Annotated in this window: 23 protein-coding genes; 21 read left to right on the top strand and 2 right to left on the bottom strand. The window is 43.3% G+C overall.

The window, feature by feature from the left end; genetic code table 11:
* The first annotated feature begins 69 nt into the window (after positions 1 to 69).
* From D5281_RS02565 to D5281_RS02535, 7 genes are all read left to right on the top strand, one after another.
* Positions 70 to 2,433, top strand: coding sequence for a peptidase U32 family protein (locus D5281_RS02565; protein ID WP_160558582.1), 2,364 nt, complete (start codon positions 70 to 72; stop codon positions 2,431 to 2,433).
* Positions 2,433 to 3,893 carry an FtsW/RodA/SpoVE family cell cycle protein gene (locus D5281_RS02560; protein WP_160558581.1) on the top strand — a complete coding sequence of 487 codons (1,461 nt, stop codon included), beginning with the start codon at positions 2,433 to 2,435 and terminating at the stop codon, positions 3,891 to 3,893. The genes D5281_RS02565 and D5281_RS02560 overlap by 1 nt, the downstream gene beginning before the upstream one ends.
* Positions 3,877 to 5,307, top strand: a complete 1,431-nt coding sequence (locus D5281_RS02555) for a peptidoglycan D,D-transpeptidase FtsI family protein (protein WP_277935132.1) — start codon at positions 3,877 to 3,879, stop codon at positions 5,305 to 5,307. The genes D5281_RS02560 and D5281_RS02555 overlap by 17 nt, the downstream gene beginning before the upstream one ends.
* A 181-nt stretch (positions 5,308 to 5,488) precedes the next feature.
* On the top strand, positions 5,489 to 5,815 hold the full coding sequence (locus D5281_RS02550; protein ID WP_160558580.1) for a hypothetical protein: 327 nt from the start codon (positions 5,489 to 5,491) through the stop codon (positions 5,813 to 5,815).
* Between the two features lie 4 nt (positions 5,816 to 5,819).
* The gene (locus tag D5281_RS02545; protein ID WP_160558579.1) at positions 5,820 to 6,779 is read left to right on the top strand and encodes a DUF2953 domain-containing protein; all 960 of its coding nucleotides are present in this window, start codon (positions 5,820 to 5,822) and stop codon (positions 6,777 to 6,779) included.
* A complete protein-coding gene (locus tag D5281_RS02540) occupies positions 6,780 to 7,169 on the top strand; it encodes a GerW family sporulation protein (RefSeq protein WP_160558578.1) in 390 nt (129 codons plus the stop codon).
* Between the two features lie 285 nt (positions 7,170 to 7,454).
* Entirely contained in the window at positions 7,455 to 8,012 is a 558-nt protein-coding gene (locus tag D5281_RS02535; protein ID WP_160558577.1) for a J domain-containing protein, read from the top strand.
* A gap of 144 nt (positions 8,013 to 8,156) precedes the next feature.
* On the opposite strand, the gene rpmB is transcribed toward D5281_RS02535, so the two are convergent.
* The gene (gene rpmB / locus D5281_RS02530) at positions 8,157 to 8,342 is read right to left on the bottom strand and encodes a 50S ribosomal protein L28 (protein ID WP_160558576.1); all 186 of its coding nucleotides are present in this window, start codon (positions 8,340 to 8,342) and stop codon (positions 8,157 to 8,159) included.
* 203 nt (positions 8,343 to 8,545) lie between these two features.
* Here rpmB and D5281_RS02525 point away from each other — a divergent pair, with 203 nt between their 5' ends.
* The 10 genes from D5281_RS02525 to D5281_RS02480 all read left to right on the top strand — a co-directional run bounded on the left by D5281_RS02525 (position 8,546) and on the right by D5281_RS02480 (position 21,447).
* The gene (locus D5281_RS02525) at positions 8,546 to 8,905 is read left to right on the top strand and encodes an Asp23/Gls24 family envelope stress response protein (RefSeq protein ID WP_160558694.1); all 360 of its coding nucleotides are present in this window, start codon (positions 8,546 to 8,548) and stop codon (positions 8,903 to 8,905) included.
* Between the two features lie 51 nt (positions 8,906 to 8,956).
* Positions 8,957 to 10,579 carry a DAK2 domain-containing protein gene (locus D5281_RS02520; protein WP_160558693.1) on the top strand — a complete coding sequence of 541 codons (1,623 nt, stop codon included), beginning with the start codon at positions 8,957 to 8,959 and terminating at the stop codon, positions 10,577 to 10,579.
* 169 nt (positions 10,580 to 10,748) lie between these two features.
* A complete protein-coding gene (gene recG / locus D5281_RS02515) occupies positions 10,749 to 12,806 on the top strand; it encodes an ATP-dependent DNA helicase RecG (protein WP_160558575.1) in 2,058 nt (685 codons plus the stop codon).
* A gap of 106 nt (positions 12,807 to 12,912) precedes the next feature.
* Positions 12,913 to 13,788: a DegV family protein gene (locus D5281_RS02510; RefSeq protein ID WP_330584766.1), complete on the top strand. Its 876-nt coding sequence runs from the start codon at positions 12,913 to 12,915 to the stop codon at positions 13,786 to 13,788.
* Positions 13,789 to 13,927: 139 nt separating this feature from the next.
* Complete coding sequence (locus D5281_RS02505; protein ID WP_160558573.1) at positions 13,928 to 15,847, top strand: DNA gyrase/topoisomerase IV subunit B; 1,920 nt, start codon at positions 13,928 to 13,930, stop codon at positions 15,845 to 15,847.
* Between the two features lie 83 nt (positions 15,848 to 15,930).
* Positions 15,931 to 18,168 carry a DNA gyrase/topoisomerase IV subunit A gene (locus D5281_RS02500; RefSeq protein ID WP_160558572.1) on the top strand — a complete coding sequence of 746 codons (2,238 nt, stop codon included), beginning with the start codon at positions 15,931 to 15,933 and terminating at the stop codon, positions 18,166 to 18,168.
* 57 nt (positions 18,169 to 18,225) lie between these two features.
* A complete protein-coding gene (rsmD, locus tag D5281_RS02495; RefSeq protein ID WP_160558571.1) occupies positions 18,226 to 18,774 on the top strand; it encodes a 16S rRNA (guanine(966)-N(2))-methyltransferase RsmD in 549 nt (182 codons plus the stop codon).
* Positions 18,775 to 18,812: 38 nt separating this feature from the next.
* Entirely contained in the window at positions 18,813 to 19,304 is a 492-nt protein-coding gene (gene coaD, locus D5281_RS02490; protein WP_160558570.1) for a pantetheine-phosphate adenylyltransferase, read from the top strand.
* A gap of 14 nt (positions 19,305 to 19,318) precedes the next feature.
* A complete protein-coding gene (locus D5281_RS02485) occupies positions 19,319 to 19,945 on the top strand; it encodes a vacuolar family H+-ATPase subunit H (protein ID WP_160558569.1) in 627 nt (208 codons plus the stop codon).
* 140 nt (positions 19,946 to 20,085) lie between these two features.
* Positions 20,086 to 21,447 carry an N-acetylmuramoyl-L-alanine amidase family protein gene (locus tag D5281_RS02480; protein ID WP_160558568.1) on the top strand — a complete coding sequence of 454 codons (1,362 nt, stop codon included), beginning with the start codon at positions 20,086 to 20,088 and terminating at the stop codon, positions 21,445 to 21,447.
* Here D5281_RS02480 and D5281_RS02475 read toward each other — a convergent pair.
* Positions 21,419 to 22,372 (bottom strand): nucleoside recognition domain-containing protein, encoded by a 954-nt coding sequence (locus D5281_RS02475; protein ID WP_160558567.1) that lies wholly within the window; start codon positions 22,370 to 22,372, stop codon positions 21,419 to 21,421. The genes D5281_RS02480 and D5281_RS02475 overlap by 29 nt on opposite strands.
* A 38-nt stretch (positions 22,373 to 22,410) precedes the next feature.
* On the opposite strand from D5281_RS02475, the gene D5281_RS02470 reads away from it, so the two are divergent.
* From D5281_RS02470 to D5281_RS02455, 4 genes are read left to right on the top strand one after another with little or no spacing between them, the layout of a single operon-like run.
* On the top strand, positions 22,411 to 23,142 hold the full coding sequence (locus D5281_RS02470) for a pseudouridine synthase (protein ID WP_160558566.1): 732 nt from the start codon (positions 22,411 to 22,413) through the stop codon (positions 23,140 to 23,142).
* Positions 23,136 to 23,789: an HAD family hydrolase gene (locus D5281_RS02465; RefSeq protein WP_160558565.1), complete on the top strand. Its 654-nt coding sequence runs from the start codon at positions 23,136 to 23,138 to the stop codon at positions 23,787 to 23,789. Before D5281_RS02470 ends, D5281_RS02465 begins: the two co-directional genes overlap by 7 nt.
* A 40-nt stretch (positions 23,790 to 23,829) precedes the next feature.
* Positions 23,830 to 25,788, top strand: a complete 1,959-nt coding sequence (locus D5281_RS02460; RefSeq protein ID WP_160558564.1) for a YgiQ family radical SAM protein — start codon at positions 23,830 to 23,832, stop codon at positions 25,786 to 25,788.
* Positions 25,789 to 25,801: 13 nt separating this feature from the next.
* A complete protein-coding gene (locus D5281_RS02455) occupies positions 25,802 to 26,368 on the top strand; it encodes a hypothetical protein (protein ID WP_160558563.1) in 567 nt (188 codons plus the stop codon).
* The last annotated feature ends 23 nt before the right edge of the window (positions 26,369 to 26,391 follow it).

Raw genomic sequence — 26,391 nt, 5'->3', positions numbered from 1 at the left:
AAGGTTCGCGCAAAGAGCAATTCTAAAATTTGCAGCTGTTGATAACGTGGTATTAATATAAGGATGAATATGAAAAAAGTTGAATTGCTGGCTCCGGCCGGAAATTTTGATGCCCTTAAGGGTGTTATAAAGGCAGGAGCGGATGCTGTTTATTTGGGTGGTACACTTTATAGTGCCAGGGCCTTTGCAGATAATTTTACACAGGAAGAAATTTGTGAGGGAATACATCTTGCGCATGTATTTGGGCGAAGGGTGTATCTTACTGTAAATACGCTGGTTAAGGAAAGGGAGTTAGATGCCCTATATCAGTACATGCTGCCCCTTTATGAGAACGGGATAGATGGGGTGATTGTACAGGATTTAGGCGTTCTGCGTTTTTTAAGGACTTATTTTCCTGATTTGCCACTCCACGCAAGCACCCAGATGACGATTACAGGCAGTAGAGGAGCCGCTTTGGTAAAGGCTGAGGGCATCAGCAGAGTTGTGCCTGCCAGAGAATTATCTCTTGAGGAAATAAAGAAAATGAAAGAAGAAACAGGACTTGAGATAGAGGCCTTTGTTCATGGGGCCATGTGTTATTGTTACTCCGGACAATGCCTGCTCAGCAGTATCTTAGGTGGAAGAAGTGGTAATCGGGGAAGATGTGCCCAGCCCTGCCGTCTTCCCTACGAAGCAGAGGGTAAAAAGGGATATCCTTTGAGCATGAGGGATATGTGCACCATAGAACTGCTTCCGGAACTGATTGACGCCGGTGTTGATTCTTTAAAAATAGAAGGGAGGATGAAAAAGCCTGCCTTTGCTGCCGGAGTAACTGCAATTTACCGAAAATACATTGATTTATACTATCAAAACAGAGCATATCAAGAGCTGTCTGGCTGCGAAGGAACCCAGATTGCTTATAAGGTCAGCAGGGAGGATATGGATGTATTAAAGTCTCTGTATATTAGAAGTAAAATGGGAGAGGGGTATTACAGACGACATAATGGCAGGGAAATGATAAGCTTTGATTCACCGGCTTATTGTGAAACGGACGAAGAACTTCTCAGGGAGATCGAAAATCAATATGTGAAGGGTGAGCTTTGCAAAACAGTGAAAGCGAAGGTTAGTTTAAGTCCCGGAAAACTGGCAAGGCTGACTTTAAAAGCGCCTGGAGAAGCAGATTTACAGGTTACTGTAACTGGCGATGCTGTTCAAAGTGCTTGTAAGCAGCCTCTTACAATAGAGAAAGTAGAACGGCAGATGAAAAAAAGCGGGAAGGGTCCCTTAAGGGCTGGGCAGGTGGAAGTGGAGATGGACGCTTTTGTCTTTTTGCCGGTGGGCGCCTTAAATGAGCTAAGGAGAAAGGCCTTATTTGCCATGGAGGATGCGTTCATCTGTCAATATGGCCTTGCATACAAAGAAAGAAAAGCCTTCCCTTTTCAGAAATCTCTTAAGCAGAATTCTGTCAATTCAATCGGTGAGACGTCCGGAAGCAAACTTCCAAACTCTTTATTGGTGGCAGTACCGCAAGCAGAGCTTGCAGTATGCGGAGGGTATAAAGATGACGTAAAAGATACAAAGACTGAAGAAAGAAAAGAGAAGCTCCATGCTTTTGTAAGAACCTTTCGGCAGTTAGAGGTGGCTTTGGAAGAAGGAATCCGGCGCATTTATTTGGATTACAGCCTTTTAGAAACACAGGATGATAAAGGCAGCGGACTGATTGATAAGCTGACTGTCAGGAAAAATGGGCCCTGCAGAACAGAGGCAGAGAACCGGGAGAGCATAATTTATCTTGCAACGCCCTATATTGTAAGGGAAAAAAATATAAAATATTTAAAAAAAATCGAAAATGCACTTGCATCAGGTCTATTTGCGGGTATACTGATAAGAAACCTTGAAAGCTTTCTTTTTATGAGAGAGCTGCTTCATCCAAAACAAATGGTGTTAGATGCCAATCTTTATATCTGGAACAGGGAAGCTGCTGCCTTTTGGGAAGGACGGGCAGAGGAATTTTATCTTCCTGTTGAGTGCAATGCGCATGAATGGAGAGAAATACTGGAGAGCTGTCCGGGAAACAGCATGAAGGCATCCGCTATTGTTTATGGCAGGCTGCCTATGATGGTTACGGCAAACTGTGTTAAAAAAACGGCGGGAGGCTGTCATAAAAATGCCGGAATTACAATGTTAAAGGATAGATACCATAAGCAGTTTCCTGTTTATACGGATTGCCTTTGCTGTTATAACATAATTTATAACAGTGTGCCTTTATCCCTTCATAGCATGCTATGTTCAAAAGCAGCGAACCTTGCAGACAGCTTCCGACTGGATTTTACCACGGAGGAAAAGCAGGAGACTTTGCGGGTGATACAGTATTTTAAAGGACTTTTCCTGAAAGAAAAAGAACCTTTTTATAAGGAATATACCACAGGACACTATAAAAGAGGAGTGGATTAATGGAGTTATATGTCAGCGAATTTTCCAAGTATGTGATTGCGCTGCTGATTACTTTATATACTTATGAATGTTTTGCGGTGTTTCGTTATGACGAGGAGGAGCAAAGAAACGGTATTTATACCAGGCAAAATCTGTTGATGTTTGCCCTTCATTTTAGCTGCTTTCTGGTCATTTGCTTTGAAACCGGGGATATTACATATCTGTTTTTTTATGCCTTTCAGCAGATTGTGCTTTATGCAGTTATTGTACTGTACCGAATGCTGTATCCCGGTTCGAACCGGCTGGTGGTTAACAATATGTGCATGCTGCTGGCCATTGGATTTTGCATTCTTACCAGATTGGATATGAATAAGGCAATAAAGCAGTTTATTATTGCCTCAGGATCGCTTGTGATTGCCCTTGTGATTCCATTTTTTATTCATAAATTCAAATTTTTGAAAAAACTAAAGTGGGTATATGTGCTTGTGGGGATTGCGGCGTTGTCTGTGGTAATGATTTTAGGACAAACCACCTATGGCAGTAAGCTTTCTTATTCTATAGCAGGAATTACCTTTCAGCCTTCAGAATTTGTAAAGATTTTGTTTGTATTTTATGTAGCAAGCGCTTTGTATGAAAGCAGCGGATTTTTTGAGGTTTTTACTACGGCAGTGGCTGCCGGGGCTCATGTGATTGTACTGGTGATTTCAAAGGATTTGGGAAGTGCACTAATTTTTTTTATTGTATATGTGCTGATGGTGTTTGTGGCTACAAAAAACTATTTTTATCTGCTGGCCGGTATTTTGGGAGGTTCCGGGGCGGCTTATATTGCTTATCGGGTATTCACCCATGTGCAGGTCAGGGTGCAGGCATGGAGGGATCCTTGGAGCGTAATCGATTCGGCAGGGTACCAAATCACCCAATCCCTATTTGCTATTTCCAGTGGCGGTTGGTTTGGTCTTGGACTTTGTAAGGGGACGCCGGAGGCAATTCCCTTTGTGGAGGCAGATTTCATCTTTTCCGCTATTGCAGAAGAATTTGGAATTTTGTTTGCAGTGTGCCTGATTTTAATTTGCGTCAGTTGTTTTATCATGTTTATGAATATTTCAGTCAGGCTAAACGATAAATTTTATCAGCTGACCGCTTTTGGACTGGGAGTTACTTATATTTTTCAGGTGTTTCTTACAATAGGAGGCGGCACAAAATTCATTCCGTTGACAGGAGTCACATTGCCTTTTATCAGCTATGGAGGCAGTTCTGTTCTTACAACCCTTGTTATGTTTGCTGTTATTGAGGGGCTTTATATGATTCGGCTGGATGAGAAAGAACAGATGCGGCTGGCAAGGGTGGAAAAGGCTAAGAAGAAAAAGAAACGGTCCGCCCCAAAGCGCAGGCTGCAGCGGATAAGTGAAGCTGCTTGGGAGGAGAATGAGGGCACGGACACAGAGTATCCGGCAGGAGATATGATTGAAGACGAAGAATAAAAAAATAACCAAAAAAAACAGAGAGATTATGTTAATTACCTGGATGTTCACCTTGCTTTTTTTGGGTCTGGCAGGATATATTACCTATTATTCCGTAACCCACCAGCAGGAGCTGATGAGCAATAGTTACAATGGGCGACAGCAGATTTTAATTGCCAAGAACACACGGGGAAGGATTCTGGCTGCGGATGGCAGTGTTTTGGCCCAGACTATTTTGGACAGCGAGGGAAATGAAAAGAGAGAATATCCTTATCAGAATTTATTTTCCCATGTGGTTGGGTACGCTACAAATGGCAGAATGGGAGTGGAGGCTCAGGCAAATTATTATCTGATTCATTCAAATGCGCCTCTTTCCCAAAAGGCGGCTTTGGATGTAAGTGGGGAAAAGTATCCGGGAGATGATGTGTACACTACCCTGGACGTGAATCTTCAAGAGGTGGCATCGAAAGCGCTGGGTGTTTATCAGGGGGCGGTGGTGGTAACAGAGCCAGATACGGGAAAGGTATTGGCTATGGTATCCAAGCCGGATTTTAACCCGGAGCAAATTGCGGATATTTGGGATGATTTGATACAGGATGATGAAAGCAGTATCCTGCTAAACAGGGCATCTCAGGGACTGTACCCACCGGGCTCTACCTTTAAGATTGTGATGGCGTTAGAATATATCAGGGAAAATCCGGATACCTATCAGAATTATCATTATACCTGTAATGGTTCTATTACAAGGGAGGAAAGCCGGATTCAGTGCTATCATGGAAGCGTGCATGGGGCGGTAGACTTTCAACGGTCCTTTGCAAAGTCCTGTAATACCTCCTTTGCGAATATTGGTCTTTCTCTTAATCGGGATGAGTTTGGGAAAACTTTAAATGCTCTTTTATTTAATGAGAAGCTTCCGGTTGCCTTTCAGTCTAATATAAGCAGGGTGGAGGTTTCCGATGAGACAATTGATTCGGATATGATGCAGGTTTCCATAGGGCAGGGGACTACTTCTATCACGCCGCTGCTCCTGAATATGATTACCTGTGCTATCGCCAATCAAGGCATTTTAATGAAGCCTTATTTGATAGATTATGTGCAAAACAGTGCAGAGAATAAGGTAAAAACTTTTGAGCCGGATCGTTATGGGAAGCTGATGGAGGAAAATGAGGCCGAAGCGCTTAAGGGGCTTATGATAGATGTTGTGGAGGAAGGGACGGCCTCTAAGTTAAAAGGGCTTTCTTATACGGCAGCCGGAAAAACAGGGTCGGCGGAATATGGAACGGTGAAAGGGGAGAGCCATGCGTGGTTTACGGGCTTTGCACCTGCCGAAGATCCGGAAGTGTGTGTGACGGTTATTATTGAAGGGGCGGGAGCAGGAGGAGATTATGCGGTGCCGATTGCCAAGAGGATTTTTGATGCTTATTTTGGAACCTGATAAGATTTATATTGGACTGTGCAGGCTTGGAATATTTGCTTCTTCAAGCTGGTCTTGGACGGCCCTAAATTGAGGTATCTTTGTATTTGCTTAATTTATAATAATTTTACTATGGAATTATTTGGAAGTGTGGTATGATGTATGCAATCAATTGGGTGGGATTTATTGGAGGCCTTGGAGGATGAGGTTTTATAGGTATCTTTATGTTGGTGATACAGTCAGGAATTTGTGGAAGGTAAAGTGGAAATTAAGACATCATGCCGGAGTGCAGGTGTATGTGATTGTGCTGGCGCCTTCTCCGGATCAGCTGGAGATTTTTCACAGCGCTTATTTGAAACAGAAATATTATAGGTATCATCCTCCGATTGTGGTAGGGATTGCGGCAAGCCATGAGGAGGCGGTAGAAATTGTTGTTAAGATGACACAGGAATGTGTAGAAACCTTGGGGAATTGTAATCTGAAGGAATTCTTAAAACAAAAAGTAAAGAAAAACAGTGATATGGAGTAAGGGCATGGTTGCAGTGCTGCTAACTATTTTAAAAATTCTGGGCATGATTCTGCTTGTTGTGCTTGGAATCATATTGACGGTGGCTTTGCTTATCCTGTTTGCGCCGATTCGATATAGGATTCAGGTTCACAGGAAGACGGAGGATGAGACGCCGATTGCTGCAGAGGTAAGGGTGACGTATCTTGCGCATATAGTAAATGCCGCATTTTCTTATCCGGCGGCGGCATATTTACGGGTACGGGTATTTTGTTTTACGGTTTTCCGGTCTGATAAACCAAAAGGTCATACCCGGAAATCGTCTTCTGAAAATGAAAAAGGAAAAGAAAAAGAAGGAATGCAGGATAAGAATAAAGAGAAGATGACGGAAGATTCTTTGGAGGAGGCGGATTCATCTCTAATAGAATCCCGGCAGGAAGATGATAGAAAGGGGGATTCCGCAAATAGAGAAGATGCGGAAGATAAATTTGAAAAAGAGGAAAACGATAAGTCTGAAAAAGGAAAAAATAAAATCCTCAAATTTTTCAGTAAAATAGGGTCTGTTCTGAAAAATATACAGTACACAATCGGCAGGATATGTGATAAGATAAAAGATATTGTAAATAATATTAGATACTATGTGGAAATTTTACAAAGTGACAGGTTTGATCGTGGATGGAAGGTGTGCAGGGAGCAGCTTCATGCCCTGTTTAAGATGTTGCGGCCACGAAAGATGACAGGAGAGCTGTTGATTGGCACAGGAGATCCTGCCAGTACAGGACAGGTTATGGCGGCGTATGGTATTTTATATCCCCTGCTGGGAAATCATATTGAGGTGGTACCTGATTTTGAACGGCAGATTCTGGAGGGGGCTCTTTTGGTAAAAGGCAGAATTACAATATTTGGATTGCTAAAATGTGCATGGATTATTTATTTTCATAAAGATATACGCGCATTAATCAAATTATTTAAAAGGGAGGCAGTGTAAATGTCAGAAAATAATTTTACTGGGGTAATCGAATCCTTAATGAAGGGGATGAATACGGTTTTATCCACCAAGACAGTGGTTGGAGAGGCAACGAAAATTGATGATACCATTATTTTACCGCTTGTGGATGTATCTTTTGGTGTAGGAGCAGGCGCCAGTACGATGGAGAAGAAAAATGGCGGCGCAGGGGGCTTCTTTGGCAAGCTTACGCCCAGTGCGGTGCTGGTCATTAAAAATGGAAGCACCAAGCTTGTGAATATTAAAAATCAGGATACCATAACAAAGGTGCTTGATTTGGTTCCTGATATTGTGGATAAATTTACAGCTCCCAAGGAAGAAATGATAAATGATGAAAAGGCAGTTGATATTGCATTTCCGGAAGATGAATAGAATAGGCTGGCGATGCCTGGCTGAACAATGGACAGGCAATATTTTGATAAGAAGCGCATAGGATAAAGCAAGAAGCATAAGTGAGTGATTACGCATGAAGAGACTGATTGGTTTTATTGCATTTTGGATTGCAGTAGGGATGTTGCTTATGCTTTTTCTTGCACATCATTATTTGACAGCGCTGTTCATCATTGCTTTATTGTTGCTAATTGGATATAATTGTTACTTATAGTTTGACAAGGCGGGTACCATTTGCGGGCTATTGGAAGCACGGAGAGGATTAATATGAAAACCATAGAGCAAAAGGAGTTTGATAAAATACTGGCAGAGGGCGGGGAAGAAGGACTCAGGGAGCTAAAAGACTGGCTGCGCCAGGAAAATCAGCGGATCCAAACAGAAAAAAAGGAGTTGAAACGCAAAAAGGACAAGCTTTTAGCGGAAAGAAAGCAGTTTGAGACAGATATGGATCAGGCAACCCGTCAGCTTGATGTGGAACAGAGAATTTTTAAGCAGGATCAGGCTTTTTTTGATAAAAAGATGGCCATATTAAGAGATGGATTTATTCAGCTTAATACGGATCAGGAAAAGCTGGAAAAAGAAAAGCTTTTATTTGAAGCGGAAAAAAGCACCAGGAGTGGTTTGGCATCCAAAGAAAATAGTGCAAAGCTGGCTAGAATGCTGTTTCAGGGGGTCAATAGTCAGCTGGCTTTAAAAAAGCGGTATAAGGATTTGATTAAAATGTATCATCCGGATAATGTGGCAGGGGATAATGAAATGGTATTGATGATTAATGAGGCCTACGAAGAACTGCGTCAGGAATTTGAATTGGAAATGCGGGCATAGATCTGCCGCAAAGCGGCAACATAGAGCAGGTACGGACAAAGGCTGTCGCTTACGCTTGCTAAGCCAGCTTATTGTAATAAAAAACTGTCATGTATGACAAGAGTCATCTATGACAGTTCTCTTTAAATCTCATTCATTTTCAATCTAAGCTCTTTCAACTTTGCCAGACTTCAGACAATTTGTACAAACATGCAATCTTCTGGGAGCTCCGTTTACTTTACATTTAACACGCTTGATATTGGGTTTCCAAATTCTGTTAGTTCGTCTATTTGAATGGCTCACATTGTTCCCAAACTGAACGCTTTTACCACAAATATCACATTTAGCCATCACCGCACCTCCTGACAATTCATAATAAACATACACAACAGTTGTATAATAGCAGAAAATAAGTCGAATTGCAAGCAGAAAATAAGAAATGTTTTCCGGGGGATTATATTATTGTAAATTTTTGTTTCTTTTTTTCCATTTAACGGTTATAATATCTAATATATGTTCAAAATATAAGGAGGCAGCCTATGAAAAATTATTCCATGAAAGAAACTTCTATGAATACGCATATGGGAAATATTACAATTGATAGTGAAGTGATCGCCCGTTATGCAGGCAGTGTGGCCATGGAATGTTTTGGCATTGTGGGTATGGCAGGCATTAACGTCAAGGATGGACTTGTGAAGCTGCTTAAAAGGGACAGCATGACCAGAGGAATCAATGTTATCATCCAAAAAAATAAGCTTACGCTGAATTTTCATGTAATCGTTGCTTATGGCGTGGGCATACTCGCGGTTTCGGACAACCTGATTAGTAATGTAAAATACAAGGTAGAGGAATTCACAGGAATTGAAGTTGAAAAAATCAACATCTTTGTGGAAGGTGTTAGAGTGATTGATTAATGAGGAGGATTTGCTGTGACTAATATAATCGATGCTAAGGTACTTGCAAAGATGTTCTTAGCTGGCGCCAAAAATCTGGAATCCAAAAAGGAATGGATTAATGACTTAAATGTTTTCCCTGTACCGGACGGTGATACAGGAACCAACATGACGCTCACGATCATGTCAGCGGCTAAAGACGTTGCGGCTATGGAAAAACCGGATATGAAAGCATTGTGCAAGGCAATTTCATCCGGCTCCTTAAGGGGGGCAAGAGGAAATTCAGGTGTCATTTTATCCCAGCTTTTCCGTGGTTTTACGAAGTCTATTAAAGAAAAAGAAAAGCTGGATATTCCTGTGTTTGCAGATGCTTTTGAAAAGGCGGTGGAGACTGCCTATAAAGCGGTAATGAAGCCTAAGGAAGGCACTATTTTGACAGTAGCCAAGGGAGCTTCCACGAGGGCAAGGGAGCTTGTGAATGAGGGCTGCGAGGATTTGGGGATATTTTTTGATGAAATCATTCGATATGCGGATGAGGTTTTAGAGCGTACACCGGAGATGCTGCCGGTATTAAAGCAGGCAGGCGTGGTGGATTCCGGCGGTCAGGGCCTTATGCAGGTGTTAAAGGGCGCTTATGACGCTTATCTGGGTAAGGAAATTGATTTTTCTATAGAAGAAGCTCCCAAAAGCACTGGAAAGAAAACCGCCCCGGAGGCAAATTCTGACGTTGATATCAAATTTGGGTATTGCACGGAATTTATCATCATGCTGACGAAAAACTTTAATATTAAACAGGAGATGGATTTTAAGGAATATCTTGAGTCAATCGGAGATTCTATTGTAGTAGTGGCAGACGATGACGTGGTCAAGGTACATGTACATACCAATGACCCCGGACTTGCCATTCAAAAGGCGCTTAAGTATGGCGCTTTATCAAATCTTAAGATTGATAATATGCGCTTAGAGCATCAGGAAAAGCTGTTTCAGGAAAGCCAGGCATCCAAAGAAGCTGCCCTAGAGGAGACCATGCCCCATAAGGAGGTTGGATTCATTGCTGTTTCTGTGGGTGAGGGAATGAATGAAATTTTTAAGGGTCTGGGTGTGGATTACATGATTGAGGGCGGCCAGACGATGAATCCCAGTACTGAGGATATGTTAAATGCAATCGACAAGGTGAATGCGGACACAATTTTCATCCTGCCTAATAATAAAAATATTATTTTGGCTGCCAATCAGGCTCAGGCCATGGTGGAGCATAAGAAAATTATTGTAATTCCTACCAAGACGGTGCCGCAGGGAATCACGGCAATTATCAATTATGTTCCCGATTTGACGGCGGAAGAAAATGAAGAAACCATGAAGCGCGAGATCGGCAATGTGAAGACCGGTCAGGTTACCTATGCAGTCAGAGACACTGTAATTGATGATAAAGAAATCAATCAGGGAGATTACATGGGCATTGGCGATGATGGGATCCTTTCTGTTGGTAGTGAGGTTTCTGATGTGACCGCCTGCATGGTTCAGGAAATGATGGAAGACGGACTGGAATTAATCAGTGTTTACTATGGTGAGGATGTGAAGGTAGAAGCAGCTGAAAGCCTTAAGGCACGCCTTGAACAGGCGTATCCTTCCTGTGATATTGAATTGCAGTATGGCGGGCAGCCTATTTATTACTATATAATATCTGCTGAATAGTAATAGCACAAAGGATACAGTGTATGGAAATCTTGTAAGCTGTTTTATAGATGAAAAGGACGGAACAACCGTCCTTTTTGCGTAATGAAAAGCATTGCATGAAACATTTCACCTGTGTAAGTTAGTATTAGTAATCATTGCTATCACCTATCGTTATGAGGAATTTCGGATGAAACATTCAGATAACATTATTCAATTAAAGGGAATTGGGGAAAAAACAGCAAAGCTTTTTTATAAATTGGGAATCTATACTACGGAAGATCTGCTGAACCATTATCCCAGAGGCTACCAGGCTTTTAAAGCTCCTGTGAAGATAGCGGAGGGCTTAGGGGAGGAGCTTGTCACATTAGAACTCTTTTTGCCTGCTTCTTTTAAATGGAAGAAAGTGCGCAATCTGGTTATCGGTACGGGCGTGGGCAGCGATGGCAGGGACAATGTTTCCATGACCTTTTTTAACACCCCATACCTTAAAAATAAACTGACGGCAGACAGTTCTTATTTGTTTAGAGGGAAGATAAAAGCAGCGCAGGGAAGATACCACATGGAGCAGCCCCAAATCTTCACATGGAAGGAATATGATGAGAGGATGGGACGGCTTCAGCCCTGTTATAGTCTGACAGCCGGCCTTACGGACAGAACTGTTGCCAAAGCAGTTACACAGGCATTATCGGCCTTTGAGGAGGAAGAATATTTGCCGGAAGATATCCGGCAGGAATATGGATTGATTGGAAGGGCGGAAGCGATTTGGCAAATACATTTTCCAAAAGACTGGGACAGTCTTATAGAGGCAAGAAAGCGGCTGGTATTTGACGAATTTTTCCTGTTTCTTTTGGCTGTCCGAAAAATGAAGGAATATAACGAAGAATTTACCACAGACTATCCTATGCTGGAAACAGCATGGACAGGGCGGCTTTTAGAGTCTATACCTTATAGATTGACAGGCGCCCAACTGCGGGTATGGAAAGAGCTTGAGGCGGATCTTGTAAGCGGCACATGTATGAACCGGCTGGTGCAGGGAGATGTGGGTTCCGGCAAAACCATTCTTGCTTTTCTCTGTCTTTTGCTTACCGTGAGTAATGGTTATCAGGGAGCGTTAATGGCGCCTACGGAGCTGTTGGCTTCCCAGCATTTTGAGCAGCTTTGCCGTATGACCGAAAAATATGGACTTCCCTTTAAGCCTGTGCTGCTGACAGGCTCTGTGGGGGCGGCATCTAAGCGGAAAATTTATCAGAAGATAGAAGAAGGGGAAGTAAATGTCATTATAGGCACCCATGCACTGATTCAGGAAAAGTTGACTTATCAAAAGCTGGCGCTTGTTATCACAGATGAGCAGCACCGCTTTGGGGTGAAGCAAAGGGAAATATTAAGTGAAAAGGGCGGGAGGGCCCACGTGCTTGTAATGAGTGCAACGCCCATTCCAAGAACCCTGGCTATTATTTTGTATGGAGATATGCATTTATCAGTGGTGGACGAGCTGCCCGCTAACAGACTTTCGGTGAAAAATTGTGTAGTAGGCGTCTCCTACCGGGAAAAAGCCTACGAATTTATCATAAAGCAAGTGCATATGGGAAAGCAGGTATATGTGATTTGCCCTATGGTTGAGGCCGGTGAAGAAGGGGCGGAGGGACTGGAAAATGTGGTGGATTATAGTGAAAAGCTAAGGAGCAGATTACCTGCCGATATCCATGTGGAAATGCTTCATGGCAAAATGAAGCCCGGAGATAAAAAACGGGTTATGGAAGCCTTTGGGGCCGGAGATATCCATGTGCTTGTATCCACCACCGTCATAGAAGTGGGCATCAATGTGCCCAATGCAACGGTGATGATGATTGAAAATGCGGAGCGGTTTGGCTTAGCTCAGCTTCACCAGCTCAGGGGACGCATTGGCAGAGGGAAGGACCAGTCCTACTGTATCTTTATGAGTGGTTCTGACAAAGAAGAATCTATGGAAAGGCTGCAGATTTTAAATAAGTCCAATGATGGATTTTATATTGCACAGGAGGATTTGAAGCTAAGAGGCCCAGGGGATTTATTTGGAATCCGCCAAAGCGGCGCTATGGAATTTAGGATAGCGGATATTTATCAGGATGCGGAGTTATTGAAAAAAATCAGTATGACGGTAGATCGTCTGCTTTTTGAAGGACGATTAGAGACTGAAAAGTATGGAGCGCTGAAACGGTATCTGAATGAAAATGCCAGAAATTATATTGACTTTAGAGCAATCTGAAAGTATGATATAGCTGTGTGTTTTTTAAAGTAAATTGTTTAACGTTTTATAATATGTGTTATTTAAAATATGTATTATATCATCTAAAATTATGAAGGAAGGATTGGTGGACAAATTGAGTACCAGAGTTGCAGTTGCTACGGATTCAAACAGCGGTATTACCCAAATGGAGGCTAAGGAGCTTGGCGCCCGGGTGCTTCCAATGCCTTTTATGATTGATGAGGAGACCTTTTTTGAGGATATCACCCTTACCCAGGAAGAATTTTATGAAAAATTAAAAGGCGGGGCTAATGTGGTGACCAGTCAGCCGTCCCCTGAGTCGGTGATGGATTTTTGGAAAGATATTTTAAAAGAATATGATGAAATCGTATATATTCCCATGAGCAGCGGCTTATCAGGCTCCTGCCAGAGCGCGCTTATGCTTTCAGAGGATTTTGATGGGAAGGTACAGGTGGTGAATAACCAGAGGATTTCCGTTACCCAGCGGCAGTCGGTTTTAGATGCAATGCTCCTTGCCGACCGGGGAATGAATGCGGCAGAAATCAAGGAGTTTCTTGAAAAGGATAAATTTAATTCCAGCATATATATTATGTTAGATACCTTGTATTATCTGAAAAAGGGAGGCAGGATCACACCTGCTGCCGCAGCCATTGGAACCATGTTAAGACTTAAGCCCGTGCTGCAGATTCAGGGGGAGAAGTTAGATGCATTTGCAAAGGCAAGGACCACCAATCAAGGTAAAACGATTATGATCAATGCGGTCAGGGCAGATATGGAAAACCGGTTTGGAGGCGCTAAGGCAGATAATATCTGGCTGCAAATTGCCCATTCCAAAAACCAGGAGGCAGCAAATATACTTAAGGAAGAACTGCTTAAGGAGTTTCCGGGCTTTGACATTGCAATATCGCCTTTATCCTTAAGCGTAGCCTGCCATATAGGACCGGGTTCACTGGCAATTGCATGCTGCAAAAAAATATCGTAACCATGGTCAGCACGCTTTGCGGGCTGCCTTTCTGTTCCTCATTACAAAATAGCGGGCTGTGAGAATATTTTGACAATATATGCACATAGCTTATTTTGTAATGCTCTATGTAAGACTGATAGAAAGAGGTTAGCAACAAATGGCAAAAACAGTTTATGATGCATCCAGTATCACTGTGCTGGAAGGACTTGAGGCGGTCAGGAGAAGGCCGGGAATGTATATCGGCAGTGTCTCCACCAGAGGTCTGAATCATCTGATTTATGAGATTGTGGACAATGCGGTGGACGAACATCTGGCGGGATTCTGTGATACCATACATGTAACGTTAGAAGCGGATGGATCCGCAACCATACAGGACAATGGACGTGGTATTCCCGTAGGTATGCACGAAAAAGGAGTCAGTGCGGAACGGCTTGTTTTTACCACTTTACATGCGGGAGGCAAGTTTGACGATTCCGCCTACAAAACCAGCGGAGGACTGCACGGAGTCGGATCTTCCGTTGTGAACGCCCTTTCCACTTATCTGACGGTCCAGGTGAAAAACGGCGGATTTATCTATGAGGACAGATATGAGCGGGGCAATCCCATGGTGGAGCTAAAGGACGGCCTTTTGCCTGTTGTTGGAAAGGCAAAAGGAACCGGAACCAAAATTAATTTTCTTCCAGATGATACGATTTTTGACAAAATCCGGTTCAAGGAGGACGAAATCAAAAGCAGGATGCACGAGACTGCTTACTTAAATCCCGCTCTTACCATTATTTTTGAAGATAAAAGGAAAGAAGAAGCAGAGCAGGTTACATACCATGAGCCGGACGGCATCATAGGTTTTATCAGGGATATGAACAAATCCACGGAAACTGTCTGCGATGTGATTTATTTTAAAGGGGAAAACGAAGGCATTTCTGTGGAGGGCGCCTTCCAGTACATGAATGAATTTCATGAAAATGTATTGGGATTCTGCAACAATATCTATAATTCGGAGGGCGGTACCCACCTGACCGGCTTTAAGGCTGCTTTTACCAATATTATCAACAGTTATGCAAGAGAGTTAAATATCTTAAAGGAAAAGGATACCAATTTTACCGGAGCGGATGTACGCAACGGCATGACGGCGGTGATTTCCATCAAGCATCCGGATCCCAGGTTTGAGGGCCAGACGAAAACCAAGCTGGACAATCAGGACGCGTCCAAGGTGGTTTCCAAGGTGACCAGCGATGAGCTGGTGCGTTATTTTGACCGGAATCTGGAAACCCTCAAAAATATCATAGGCTGTGCGGAAAAGGCGGCAAAAATCAGGAAAACAGAGGAAAAAGCCAAAACCAACATGCTGTCCAAGCAGAAATTTTCCTTTGATTCCAACGGAAAGCTTGCCAATTGCGAGTCAAAGGACGCCTCCAAATGCGAAATATTTATCGTGGAGGGAGATTCGGCGGGGGGAAGCGCCAAAAGCGCAAGGAACCGCGCTTTCCAGGCCATACTGCCTATCCGTGGTAAAATTTTGAATGTGGAGAAGGCAAGCATTGACAAGGTGCTTGCCAATGCGGAAATCAAAACCATGATCAATGCCTTTGGCTGCGGATTTTCCGAAGGGTATGGAAACGATTTTGACATTTCAAAGCTGCGTTATGACAAAATAATCATCATGGCGGATGCGGATGTGGACGGCGCTCATATTTCCACCTTGTTGCTCACTTTGTTTTACCGATTCATGCCGGAGTTGATTTATGAGGGGCATGTGTACATTGCCATGCCGCCCCTTTATAAGGCTATGCCCGCAAGGGGAAAGGAAGAATACCTTTATGACGACAATGCGCTTGAACGGTACAGGAAACGCCATAAAGGCCCCTTTACCCTGCAGCGGTATAAAGGTCTTGGGGAGATGGATGCCTCCCAGCTGTGGGAGACCACCTTAAATCCGGAAACCAGAATTTTAAAGCTGGTTGAGATAGAAGACGCCCGTATGGCCTCTGAGGTGACGGAAATGCTGATGGGGTCGGATGTACCGCCAAGAAAAGCTTTTATATATGAACATGCTACCGATGCGGAGTTGGATGTTTGATATGAAATAGATTAAATATTTGCTATCAGGATTTGTCAGGTGCAGTATCGTAAGCTATGCTTGCGATATGCAGGGGGATAGGTATGGAAGAAAAGATTATTAAAACCGAGTATTCTGAGGTAATGCAGAAATCTTATATAGATTATGCCATGAGCGTTATTATTGCAAGGGCCCTGCCGGATGCGCGGGATGGATTAAAGCCGGTGCAGAGGAGAGTTCTGTATGACATGCATGAGCTTGGCATCAGGTATGACAGACCTTACAGAAAAAGCGCCCGTATTGTGGGGGATACCATGGGCAAATATCACCCCCATGGTGACAGCTCCATTTATGAAGCATTGGTTGTGATGACCCAGGACTTTAAGAAGGGGCTTCCGCTGATAGACGGACATGGCAATTTCGGCAATATCGAGGGAGATGGCGCCGCCGCTATGCGTTACACAGAGGCACGGCTTGAGCGGATTACCCAGGAGGCTTTTTTATCGGATTTGGATAAAGATGTGGTGGATTTTATTCCAAATTTTGATGAAACGGAAAAAGAGCCTTCGGTTCTTCCCGTAAAATTCCCCAACCTTCTTGTAAATGGCTCCGAGGGAATTGCAGTAGGTATGGCGACCAGCATTCCGCCTCACAATTTAGGGGAAGTGGCGGAGGCCGTGAAGGCATATATGCTGGATGAGGGCATCAGCACAGAAGGGCTTATGCGGTATGTGAAGGGGCCGGATTTCCCTACGGGCGGTATTGTGACCAACAAGGACGAGCTTTTGGAAATTTATAAGACAGGATCCGGAAAAATCAAAGTCCGCGGAAAGGTGGATATTGAAAAGGGGAAGGCAGGAAGGGTCAATGTAGTCATCCGTGAAATTCCCTATCCTATGATCGGCGCCAATATTTCCAAGTTTTTGATGGATGTAGCAACTCTTGCCGAGACCAAAAAGACACAGGATATCGTTGATATCTCCAACCAGTCCTCCAAAGAGGGGATTCGGATTGTGATTGAGCTAAAGAGGGATGCGGACGTTGATAATTTTATCAATCTGCTTTACAAAAAAACCAGGCTGGAGGATACCTTTGGCGTAAACATGCTTGCCATAGCGGACGGCAGGCCGGAGGTTATGGGGCTTAAGCAGATCATCCGGCACAACGTTGATTTTCAGTTTCAGTCCGCTACCAGAAAATATACCAATCTTCTTGCAAGGGAAAGAGAGCGGAAGGAGATACAGGAGGGGCTTATCAAGGCCTGCAATGTGATAGACCTGGTCATTGAAATCCTTCGGGGATCTAAAGACAGGAACATGGCAAAGGCCTGTTTGGTGGAAGGCAAAACAGATGGCATCCGGTTCCGCTCTAAGGAGTCTAAGGTGATGGCGGCCCAGCTCCAGTTTACGGAAAAACAGGCAAACGCCATACTTGAAATGCGGCTCTATAAATTGATTGGTTTGGAGCTGCAGGCCCTTATCAATGAGCATGAGGAGACCATGGCCAATATTTATCGTTATGAAGATATCCTGGACAGACGGGATTCCATGGCCCAGGTCATCATCAACGAACTGGACCAGATAAAAAAGGCGTACGCATCGCCCAGAAAAACAAAAATTGAAAATGTAGCGGAAGCTGTCTATGTGGAAAAGAAAGTGGAGGAGATGGAGGTCATCTTCCTGATGGACCGTTTTGGATATACAAAAACCATAGATTTAGCTGTCTATGAGAGAAATAAAGAAGCGGCGGATGGGGAAAATAAATATGTTTTTTCCTGTAAAAACACAGGTAAAGTATGCATTTTCACCAACACAGGCCAGCTTCATACCGTGAAGGTCATGGATATTCCCCACGGCAGGTTCAGGGACAAGGGGGTACCCATTGACAATATCAGTAATTTTAACGGGGAAAAGGAGTTTGTGGTAGCAGCGGCAAGCCAGACCAGCTTAAATCTTTATCGTATGATATTTGTAACGAAGCTTGCCATGATGAAGATTGTGGATGGGGGCGAGTTCGATGTGGCAAAAAGAACGGTAGCAGCAACCAAGCTGACGGAAGGGGACGAAGTGGTAAGCGCTGCCGTTTTAGATGGTCAGAAACAGATTGTTCTGCAGAGCGCGGAAGGGTATTTCCTTAAGTTCGATGTAACGGAAATACCGGAAAAAAAGAAAAATGCAATTGGCGTCCGGGGTATGAAGCTCACCGGAAAAGATTATGTGCAGCAGGTATATTACACCGAAAATGGTACAGATGGCGTCATTGCATATAAAGAGAAGATGATGGACTTAAATAAGCTAAAGACCGCGAAAAGAGATGGCAGGGGCGTTAAGGTAAGAGTTTAAAGGATAGAAGCTTTGGAACAGTAAAATGCGGCATAAGAGCCGGAAAGGATAAAAGAAATGCGCGTGATAGCCGGAAGGGCAAGAAGCCTGCAGCTTAGAACACCAGAGGGGTCGGGTACAAGGCCTACAACAGACCGGATCAAGGAAACTCTGTTTAATATGATACAATGGGATATTTCCGGGTGCATTTTTGTGGATTTGTTTGCAGGAAGCGGCGGAATCGGTATTGAGGCTTTAAGCAGGGGGGCGTCCCATGCTTACTTTGTTGAAAACGGCAGGGAGGCAATTTCCTGTATTCAGGAAAATCTTACCTTTACAAAATTTGCCGATAATGCTACACTTCTGAAACAGGATGTGTTTACGGCTTTGTCTATGATACATGAAAAGGAAGTGGATTTTGTGTTCATAGATCCGCCCTATCAGGCGGACTATGAGGAGAGGATTTTCGAATTGCTTTTCGGGCAGCCTTATGTGACAGAACATACGCTGTTGATATTGGAAGCGGAAAAAGATAAAAAACTGGATTTTCTGGCAGATCAGGGCTACGAGATTGTGAAGGAAAAGGTATATAAGACAAACAAGCATGTTTTTGTAAGGAAAGCTTAGGCTTTACTTGAAGATAATGCATAATATGGGAGAGGATTATGAAATCAGCAATTTATCCGGGAAGTTTTGATCCGGTTACTTATGGACATTTGGATGTGATTAAAAGAGCTGCGAAAATATTCGATGAATTAACGGTCAGTGTTTTGAACAATAAGCTAAAGACTCCATTGTTTTCCGTGGAGGAACGTGTTAAGATATTACAGGAAGTAGTTAAGGATATTCCGAATGTAAAGGTGGAATCATTCAGCGGACTTTTGGTGGATTATGCCAAGTCAAGAGACATTCATGTGGTGATTAGAGGACTGCGCGCTATCACCGATTTTGAATATGAGCTTCAAAATGCCCAGACCAATGTAAAGCTCTCAAAGGGATCATTAGATACGGTTTTCTTAACGACCAGTCTGGAATATGCGTATTTAAGTTCATCAAGCGTGAAGGAAATTGCAAGCTTTAACGGAGATATTTCCATGTGTGTGCCTGACTTTGTAGCAAATCTCGTATACCAGAAATTTGGGTTTGATAATAAATAAAGCGAGGAAAGCGTATGAGCAGCAGAATCGAACAGTTAATTGATGAAATCGAAGAATACATTGACGGCTGTAAATACCAGCCGCTCTCCAACAGCAAGATTATTGTAAATAAGGAGGAGATCGACGAACTCTTAAGAGAGCTGCGTATGAAGACACCTGACGAGATAAAGAGATACCAGAAGATAATCAGCAACAAGGAGGCCATATTAAACGATGCCCGCGCCAAGGCGGAGGCGTTAGTGAATGAGGCAACTATCCACACCAATGAGCTGATCAACGAGCATGAGATTATGCAGCAGGCTTATGCCCAGGCCAACGAGGTCGTGAAGATGGCTACGCAGCAGGCCCAGGAGATTTTGGACAATGCAACCATGGAAGCAAATAGTATGCGTATGGCCGCCATGCAGTATACGGATGATATTCTTGCCAATATTGAGACGCTTATGAGCCAGACCATGCGGACCACCAAGGAGCATTATGACAGTTTTATCGGAACGCTGAATCATTATAGTGATGTGGTGAACGCTAATCGGGTGGAATTAAATCCGCCTGAGGTCGATGAATATTTGGGAGAAGATATAGGAAATACTGTAGATGGCGGAAATGGCAGTGGTGAAAATTTGAATTTAGACTTGATTTGATAACATTTAGTTCTGCGTATCAGATGATTGAATGGAACAAACCCGGGTTACCTCAGAAAAGTAAACCGGGTTTTTCGTATGAATCAACTGATGCGTGAAGCGTGATAATGTTTGACTTTTTGTAGTGAGGTATTGGAAATTTGAAGAAGAAAAGCAGAAAGAAAATAATATGCTTGATTGGAGCTGCGCTTGTTTTGTGCATGGGATTTGGCTTTTTCCATATAACGGCTGCGGCGCAGCCGCAGAGGCCCTTGGTGATTGTGATTGACCCTGGGCACGGCGGAGAAAATGAAGGGGCTAAGTATGATGGTTATATGGAAAAAGAAATGACCATGGTGGTTGCCAGGGCTATGAAGGAGGAACTGGAAAAATATGACGGGGTGGAGGTCTACTTAACGCGTCAGGGAGATGAAGATGTGAGTATTAAAGACAGGGCGGCTTTTGCCGGGGAAAAAAATGCAGATTTTTTGTTTTGTCTTCATTTTAATTCATCGGTTCATCATTCCTTGTTTGGAACGGAGGCGTGGGTGCCGGCTGAGGGGGCATACTATGCAAAGGGGTATTCTTTTGCGCAGATAGAATTGCAGGAGCTTGTGGGGATTGGGCTATATTCCAGGGGCATCAAGACAAGGCTTAACGATAGAGGAGAAAATTATTATGGTATTTTGAGATATTGCACTTATGAGAAGGTTCCCTCCGTATTGATTGAACATTGTCATTTAGACAATGAGAAGGATAAAAAATTCTATCAGCAAGGGCGCGGACAATTAGAGGAATTGGGGAGGTTAGATGCCACCGCAGCAGCCAAGTATTTTAGGCTGAAATCAGAGATTTTAGGGATAGATTATGGTGATTACCCGGTACCGGAGACGAATATTCCAAAAGATATCGTAAGGCCGGATAAAACAGAACCCGATTTATGTGAGATTGAGGCAGGGGCGGTGGATAAAAGTACCGGTCAGGTGGATGTCCACATAGAAGCGGAAGATAAGGACAGTTATATCTTATATTATTGTTACAGTACAGATGGGGGAAATACCTATTTCCCTTTGGAGGAATGGCCCAGGCCCGAAGGGTGGAACCAGTCTTCTAAAAATCATGATTTCCAGATTACAGTTCCCCTTGATGAGGAAACAGAACTGCGGGTTGCGGTTTATAATGGATTTGACTTGTTAACAGAGAGCAATATTGTAACCATAGAGCCTGTAATAAACAAAGAGCTTGAAGCGCAAAAAATTGCATATGAGAAAGCACTTGCTGTATTACAGAAAGAAATGCCTGAAAAGTTTCCATGGAGCGGACAATTAACACATAGAAGTAATGACAATGAGGAGCCACCGGATGAAAACTTAACGGATGGAGCTTTCATCAACAGTGAAGAGGATAATCGTGATAGGGAAAGCAGGGTGAATGCCATGTTGGTGTACAATGTGATTGCCGGTATCATGATTTGCATCATCCTGCTGTCATTTTTTATGGCAAAAATGATAACTTCACGATGAAAAGGTAATAAAAAACAGTGATAGCGGTGAGAATCATTTTGTGCATGATATATTCGATGATAGAAAGGTCGGTATTTTTTATCATGCTGTAGGTTTGGGCAATGCAGGATAAGCCTCCAAAGGGAAGAATACACAAAACCAGATATGGGGCACCATCCTGGACAATCCCAATGCCGCCTGTTATTTCCAGCAGGCATCCTATACTTCCAATCAACAGATGAGACAGGTTCTCCGGCAAATGAAAGAAATTTGCGATAAGACCCGGAACAACAAACAGAAGGTTAAAAAAAACCATATACCCCCCAAGTTTTGCGATACTGAAAAGGGAGTGAAAGATGGACTCGTCCAGGGCTGTAAGAAGGGCCGCTGCCGGTTCTTTGGTATAATGGCAGGCGGCGCTTTCCTTTATGCTGTTTTGATAGACCGCGTAACGCAGAAAGAGTCCGTAGAGAAAGGGCAGGGCGTACATACCAAACAGGAAAGGAGCCGCCTGTTTCAGGGATAAAGTTGGAAGCACAAAGCTCAAAAAGTATACAGGGCCTATGTTATTGCAAAAAGCCAGTAAAAGCGAGGCTTCTGCTTTTGAAATCTGTTTTTTTTCGTAAAGCTGTGCCGTTACATGTGCCCCCATTGGAAAGCCGCATAAAAAGCCGATCACCATTCCGTAAATACAGGGAGGTCTTAAATGGAACAGCCCTCCAAGAATCGGATTTAAGATTTTCACAAAGGAGTCGGTCAGGTTCATGCGGATGATGATACCGGAAAGCACCATAAAGGGAAAAAGGGTGGGAATCATCCTTTCAAACCACAGATTCAGACCGTTTAGGGCAAGGGAAAGGCACTGAGCCGGAAAAGCCAGGATAATGGCGGTAAGCGTTAGCGCCAAAAAGGTATTTAAATAAATTCCATAGATTTTAGCTTTCATAATAGGTTCTTTTTCTTTTTTGTGTTATGATAATGTTTATGAGAATTGACAAATTATTATGCGAAATGAATATAGGTTCCAGAAGCCAGGTGAAGGAGTATATCAGAAAAGGGCAGATTTTCATTAATGGGGTGAAGGTTATGCGGCCGGAAATGCAGGTGGAGGAAGATGCTTTACAGATTTGCTGTAACGGGAAGGAGTACAGCTATCGGCCCTATGTGTATTATATGATGAATAAGCCTTCAGGGATTGTTACGGCTACTTCTGACAAAAAGGATAAAACGGTTTTGGATTTGCTCAAGGAACAGCTCAAGGCGCAGTATGAGGGAGATTTAGCCGGAATACCGGTAAAAGATATCTTTCCGGTAGGACGCCTTGATAAGGATACGGTGGGACTGCTTTTGCTTACCAACAACGGGCCGTTAGCCCACAGGCTTCTTTCTCCCAAAAAGCATGTGCCCAAAAGGTATCTTGTAAAAACCGATTCTCCTCTTGGGGAGGAAGGCTTAATGCGCCTTACGCAGGGAGTGAGAATAGGTGAGCATGAAATAACACTGCCCGCAGAGATTTCGGAGGCGGATGAAGAAAATACATATTTTATTACCATTACAGAGGGCAAATACCATCAGGTAAAGCGGATGTTTCAGGCAGCAGGCGCCAAGGTTATTTATTTAAAACGTCTGTCTATGGGGAGCCTTTCTCTGGACGAAGAACTTTTGGAAGGACAGATAAGAGAATTAACGAAGAAAGAGGTTGCAGATTTATGTTAAAAGATATAGATGCAGTGCTGTTTGATTTAGACGGATCTCTGGTAGACTCTATGGGAATTTGGAAAGAGATTGACATTGCCTATCTTGGAAGATACAATATTCCATTGCCGGAGGGGCTTCAAGGGGAAATTGAGGGTATGAGTTTTTCTGAGACAGCGTGCTACTTTAAAGAGAAATTCTGTTTGCCGGAGGATGTGGAGCAGATTAAAAAGGACTGGAATGATATGGCCTGGGATAAATATACCCATCAGGTTCCGTTAAAGGACGGCGCCAGGGAATTTGTGGAATACTGTCGGGAAAATGGAATACGGCTTGGGATTGCCACCAGTAATTCCAGGCTTTTGGTGGAAAATGTAATGGGAGTCCATGGGATTTTAGATTATTTTGATACAATTGTAACAGGATGCGATGTGGAAAGAGGAAAACCGTCACCGGATGTTTATTTAGAAGCAGCTAGGCAATGCAAAGTGATTCCTGAAAGGTGTCTTGTGTTTGAGGATATTATTCCGGGAATCATGGCAGGAAAGGCAGCCGGAATGAAGGTCTGTGCCGTAGCAGACGAATATTCCCGGCATCAGGAACAGGAGAAAAAGCAACTGTCGGACTATTTTATCACAGATTATTTGGATATTATGAAAGGATTGTAGTTGACAACAGAATTGACAGATTTACGCAGGGGAGGTTTCATTGCAGAAAGGATTTTTGCCTGTTTCTAAACAGGATATGATAGAACAGGGAATTGAGGAACTGGATTTTGTTTATGTAATCGGGGATGCCTATGTGGATCATCCGTCCTTTGGACATGCCATCATCAGTCGTGTCCTTGAAGCCTACGGTTATCGTGTGGGCATCATTTCACAGCCCGACTGGAAGGATGAAAATAGCATTGCCATATTGGGGAGGCCGCGTCTTGCTTTCCTGATATCCGGCGGTAATATGGATTCTATGGTGAATCATTACTATGTGTCAAAAAAAAGACGTTCCGCAGATGCCTACACGCCAGGCGGCAGCATGGGGAAACGACCGGATCATGCAACGGTGGTCTATGGCAATCTGATACGGAAAAAGTTTAAGGATGTTCCGGTTATCATTGGTGGGATAGAGGCCAGTCTGCGGCGCCTGGCCCATTATGATTATTGGAGCAATTCTCTAAAACGATCCATTTTGTTGGACAGTCAGGCGGATCTGATTTCTTATGGTATGGGAGAGCGCTCCATTGTGGAAATTGCCCAGGCCTTAGAGAGCGGTATTGATGTAAAGGATATATGCTTTATTCCGGGGACTGTCTATAGAACGAAAGATATTTCTGGCATCACTGGTGGGAGGGATGAACAATATAACGCTATTTTATTACCTGCTTATGAGGAAATGGTAAATAGACCTGAAAGATATGCCAAAAGCTTTGGGATCCAATACCAAAATACAGATCCATTTACAGCCAGACCGCTTGTGGAGGAATATCCGAAGGGGATTTATGTAGTGCAAAATCCGCCGCAGAAGCCTTTAGCAATGGAAGAAATGGATGCTATTTATGATTTGCCTTATATGCGCAGCTATCATCCGTCTTATGAGGAAAAAGGCGGTGTACCGGCCCTGGCGGAGGTTAAATTTTCGCTGATCAGCAATAGAGGGTGTTTTGGGGGGTGCAGTTTTTGTGCCTTAACCTTCCACCAGGGCAGAATTGTGCAGGCAAGGAGCCATGCGTCTATTATAAGGGAAGCAGAGCGGATGATAAAAGAGCCTGATTTTAAGGGTTACATTCATGATGTAGGAGGTCCAACGGCCAATTTTCGTCATCCCTCCTGCCAAAAGCAATTAAAATGCGGTGTCTGCCAAAATAGACAGTGCTTATTTCCAAAGCCGTGCCCTAATTTAAACGTAGATCATCAGGATTACCGAAAGCTTCTACAAAAGCTGCGAGCACTTCCAGGCGTAAAAAAGGTATTTATCCGTTCCGGTATCCGGTTTGACTATCTACTGGCAGACAAAGATGATTCGTTTTTTAGGGAACTGGTGGAGCATCATGTAAGCGGTCAGCTTAAGGTGGCGCCAGAACACATATCTGGTCCGGTGCTGAACCGGATGGGGAAGCCGGAGAAAAGCGTATATGACAGATTTGTAAAGAAATATAACAGGCTCAATAAAGAGCTTGGAAAAAAGCAGTTTCTGGTACCATATCTTATGTCCTCTCATCCTGGCTCCACATTAAAGGAAGCTGTTGCGCTGGCAGAGTATCTTAGGGACCTAGGTTATATGCCGGAACAGGTACAGGATTTTTACCCCACACCATCTACCATTTCCACCGTTATGTACAGTACGGGAATTGACCCTTTCACGGGAAATAAGGTTTATGTGTGCAGAAATCCTCATGAAAAGAATATGCAGAGAGCTCTCATTCAGTATAGAAATCCCCAAAATTACGATCTGGTGAAAGAAGCGCTTCTGAAAGCAGGGCGGGAGGATTTGATTGGATTTGGAGAAAAATGCCTGATTAAGCCGCAGAACCAAAGGAAGAAGCAATCAGGAAGCAAAACGGTAGAGTTGGGGAATCAGAAGAAAGTGAAATGCAAAAACAAAAACGACCGAGTCAGTCAAAAGAGGAACCGAGTCATTCGGAATGTGCATCAAAAAAAGGTAAAAAAGTGAGGAGCAACTTATTTTGAAAGCAATAAAAGGAAATTTTGGATATCTTATAGCAAAAAGACGTCAAGTGCTTTTTCGAACGATTTTGTATTTTGGGATTGCCCTGGCGCTTTTTATAACAGGTTATGTGACAACAGGAACCAGAAAAAATCTTCTTACGGTGGTTGCCGTACTGGGGTGTCTTCCTGCCTGCAAGAGTATGGTACAATTGATTATGCTGATTCGTGCAAAAGGATGTAGTGATGAAGCCCATAGAGTTCTTGCCCCTTTAGAGGGAAGGCTGATTGGAATGTATGATTTATATTTTACCTCCTATCAAAAGAATTTCGCCCTCAGCCATATGGTGGTGGACGGTAAAGTAATCCTTGGCTATGGACAGAAAGAAGATTGCGACCTTAAAGCCTGTCAGGAGCACTTACAGACAATGTTAAAACAGGGTGGTTTTAAGGATATGACCATTAAGCTTTCAGATGATATTGAAAAATATGCGCAGCAGCTTAAGAATTTAAATCAGGTGGAGCAAGCAGGCAGTGCTGAGAAAGAGGATGAGGTTAGAGTGTTGCTTTATGAGATTTCACTTTAAGAGGTTGAGAACTATAATTGACA

Source organism: Parablautia muri (assembly GCF_009917485.1).
Classification (GTDB): Bacteria; Bacillota; Clostridia; order Lachnospirales; family Lachnospiraceae; genus Suilimivivens; species Suilimivivens muri.
This window is presented reverse-complemented; position numbering and strand designations above follow the sequence as displayed.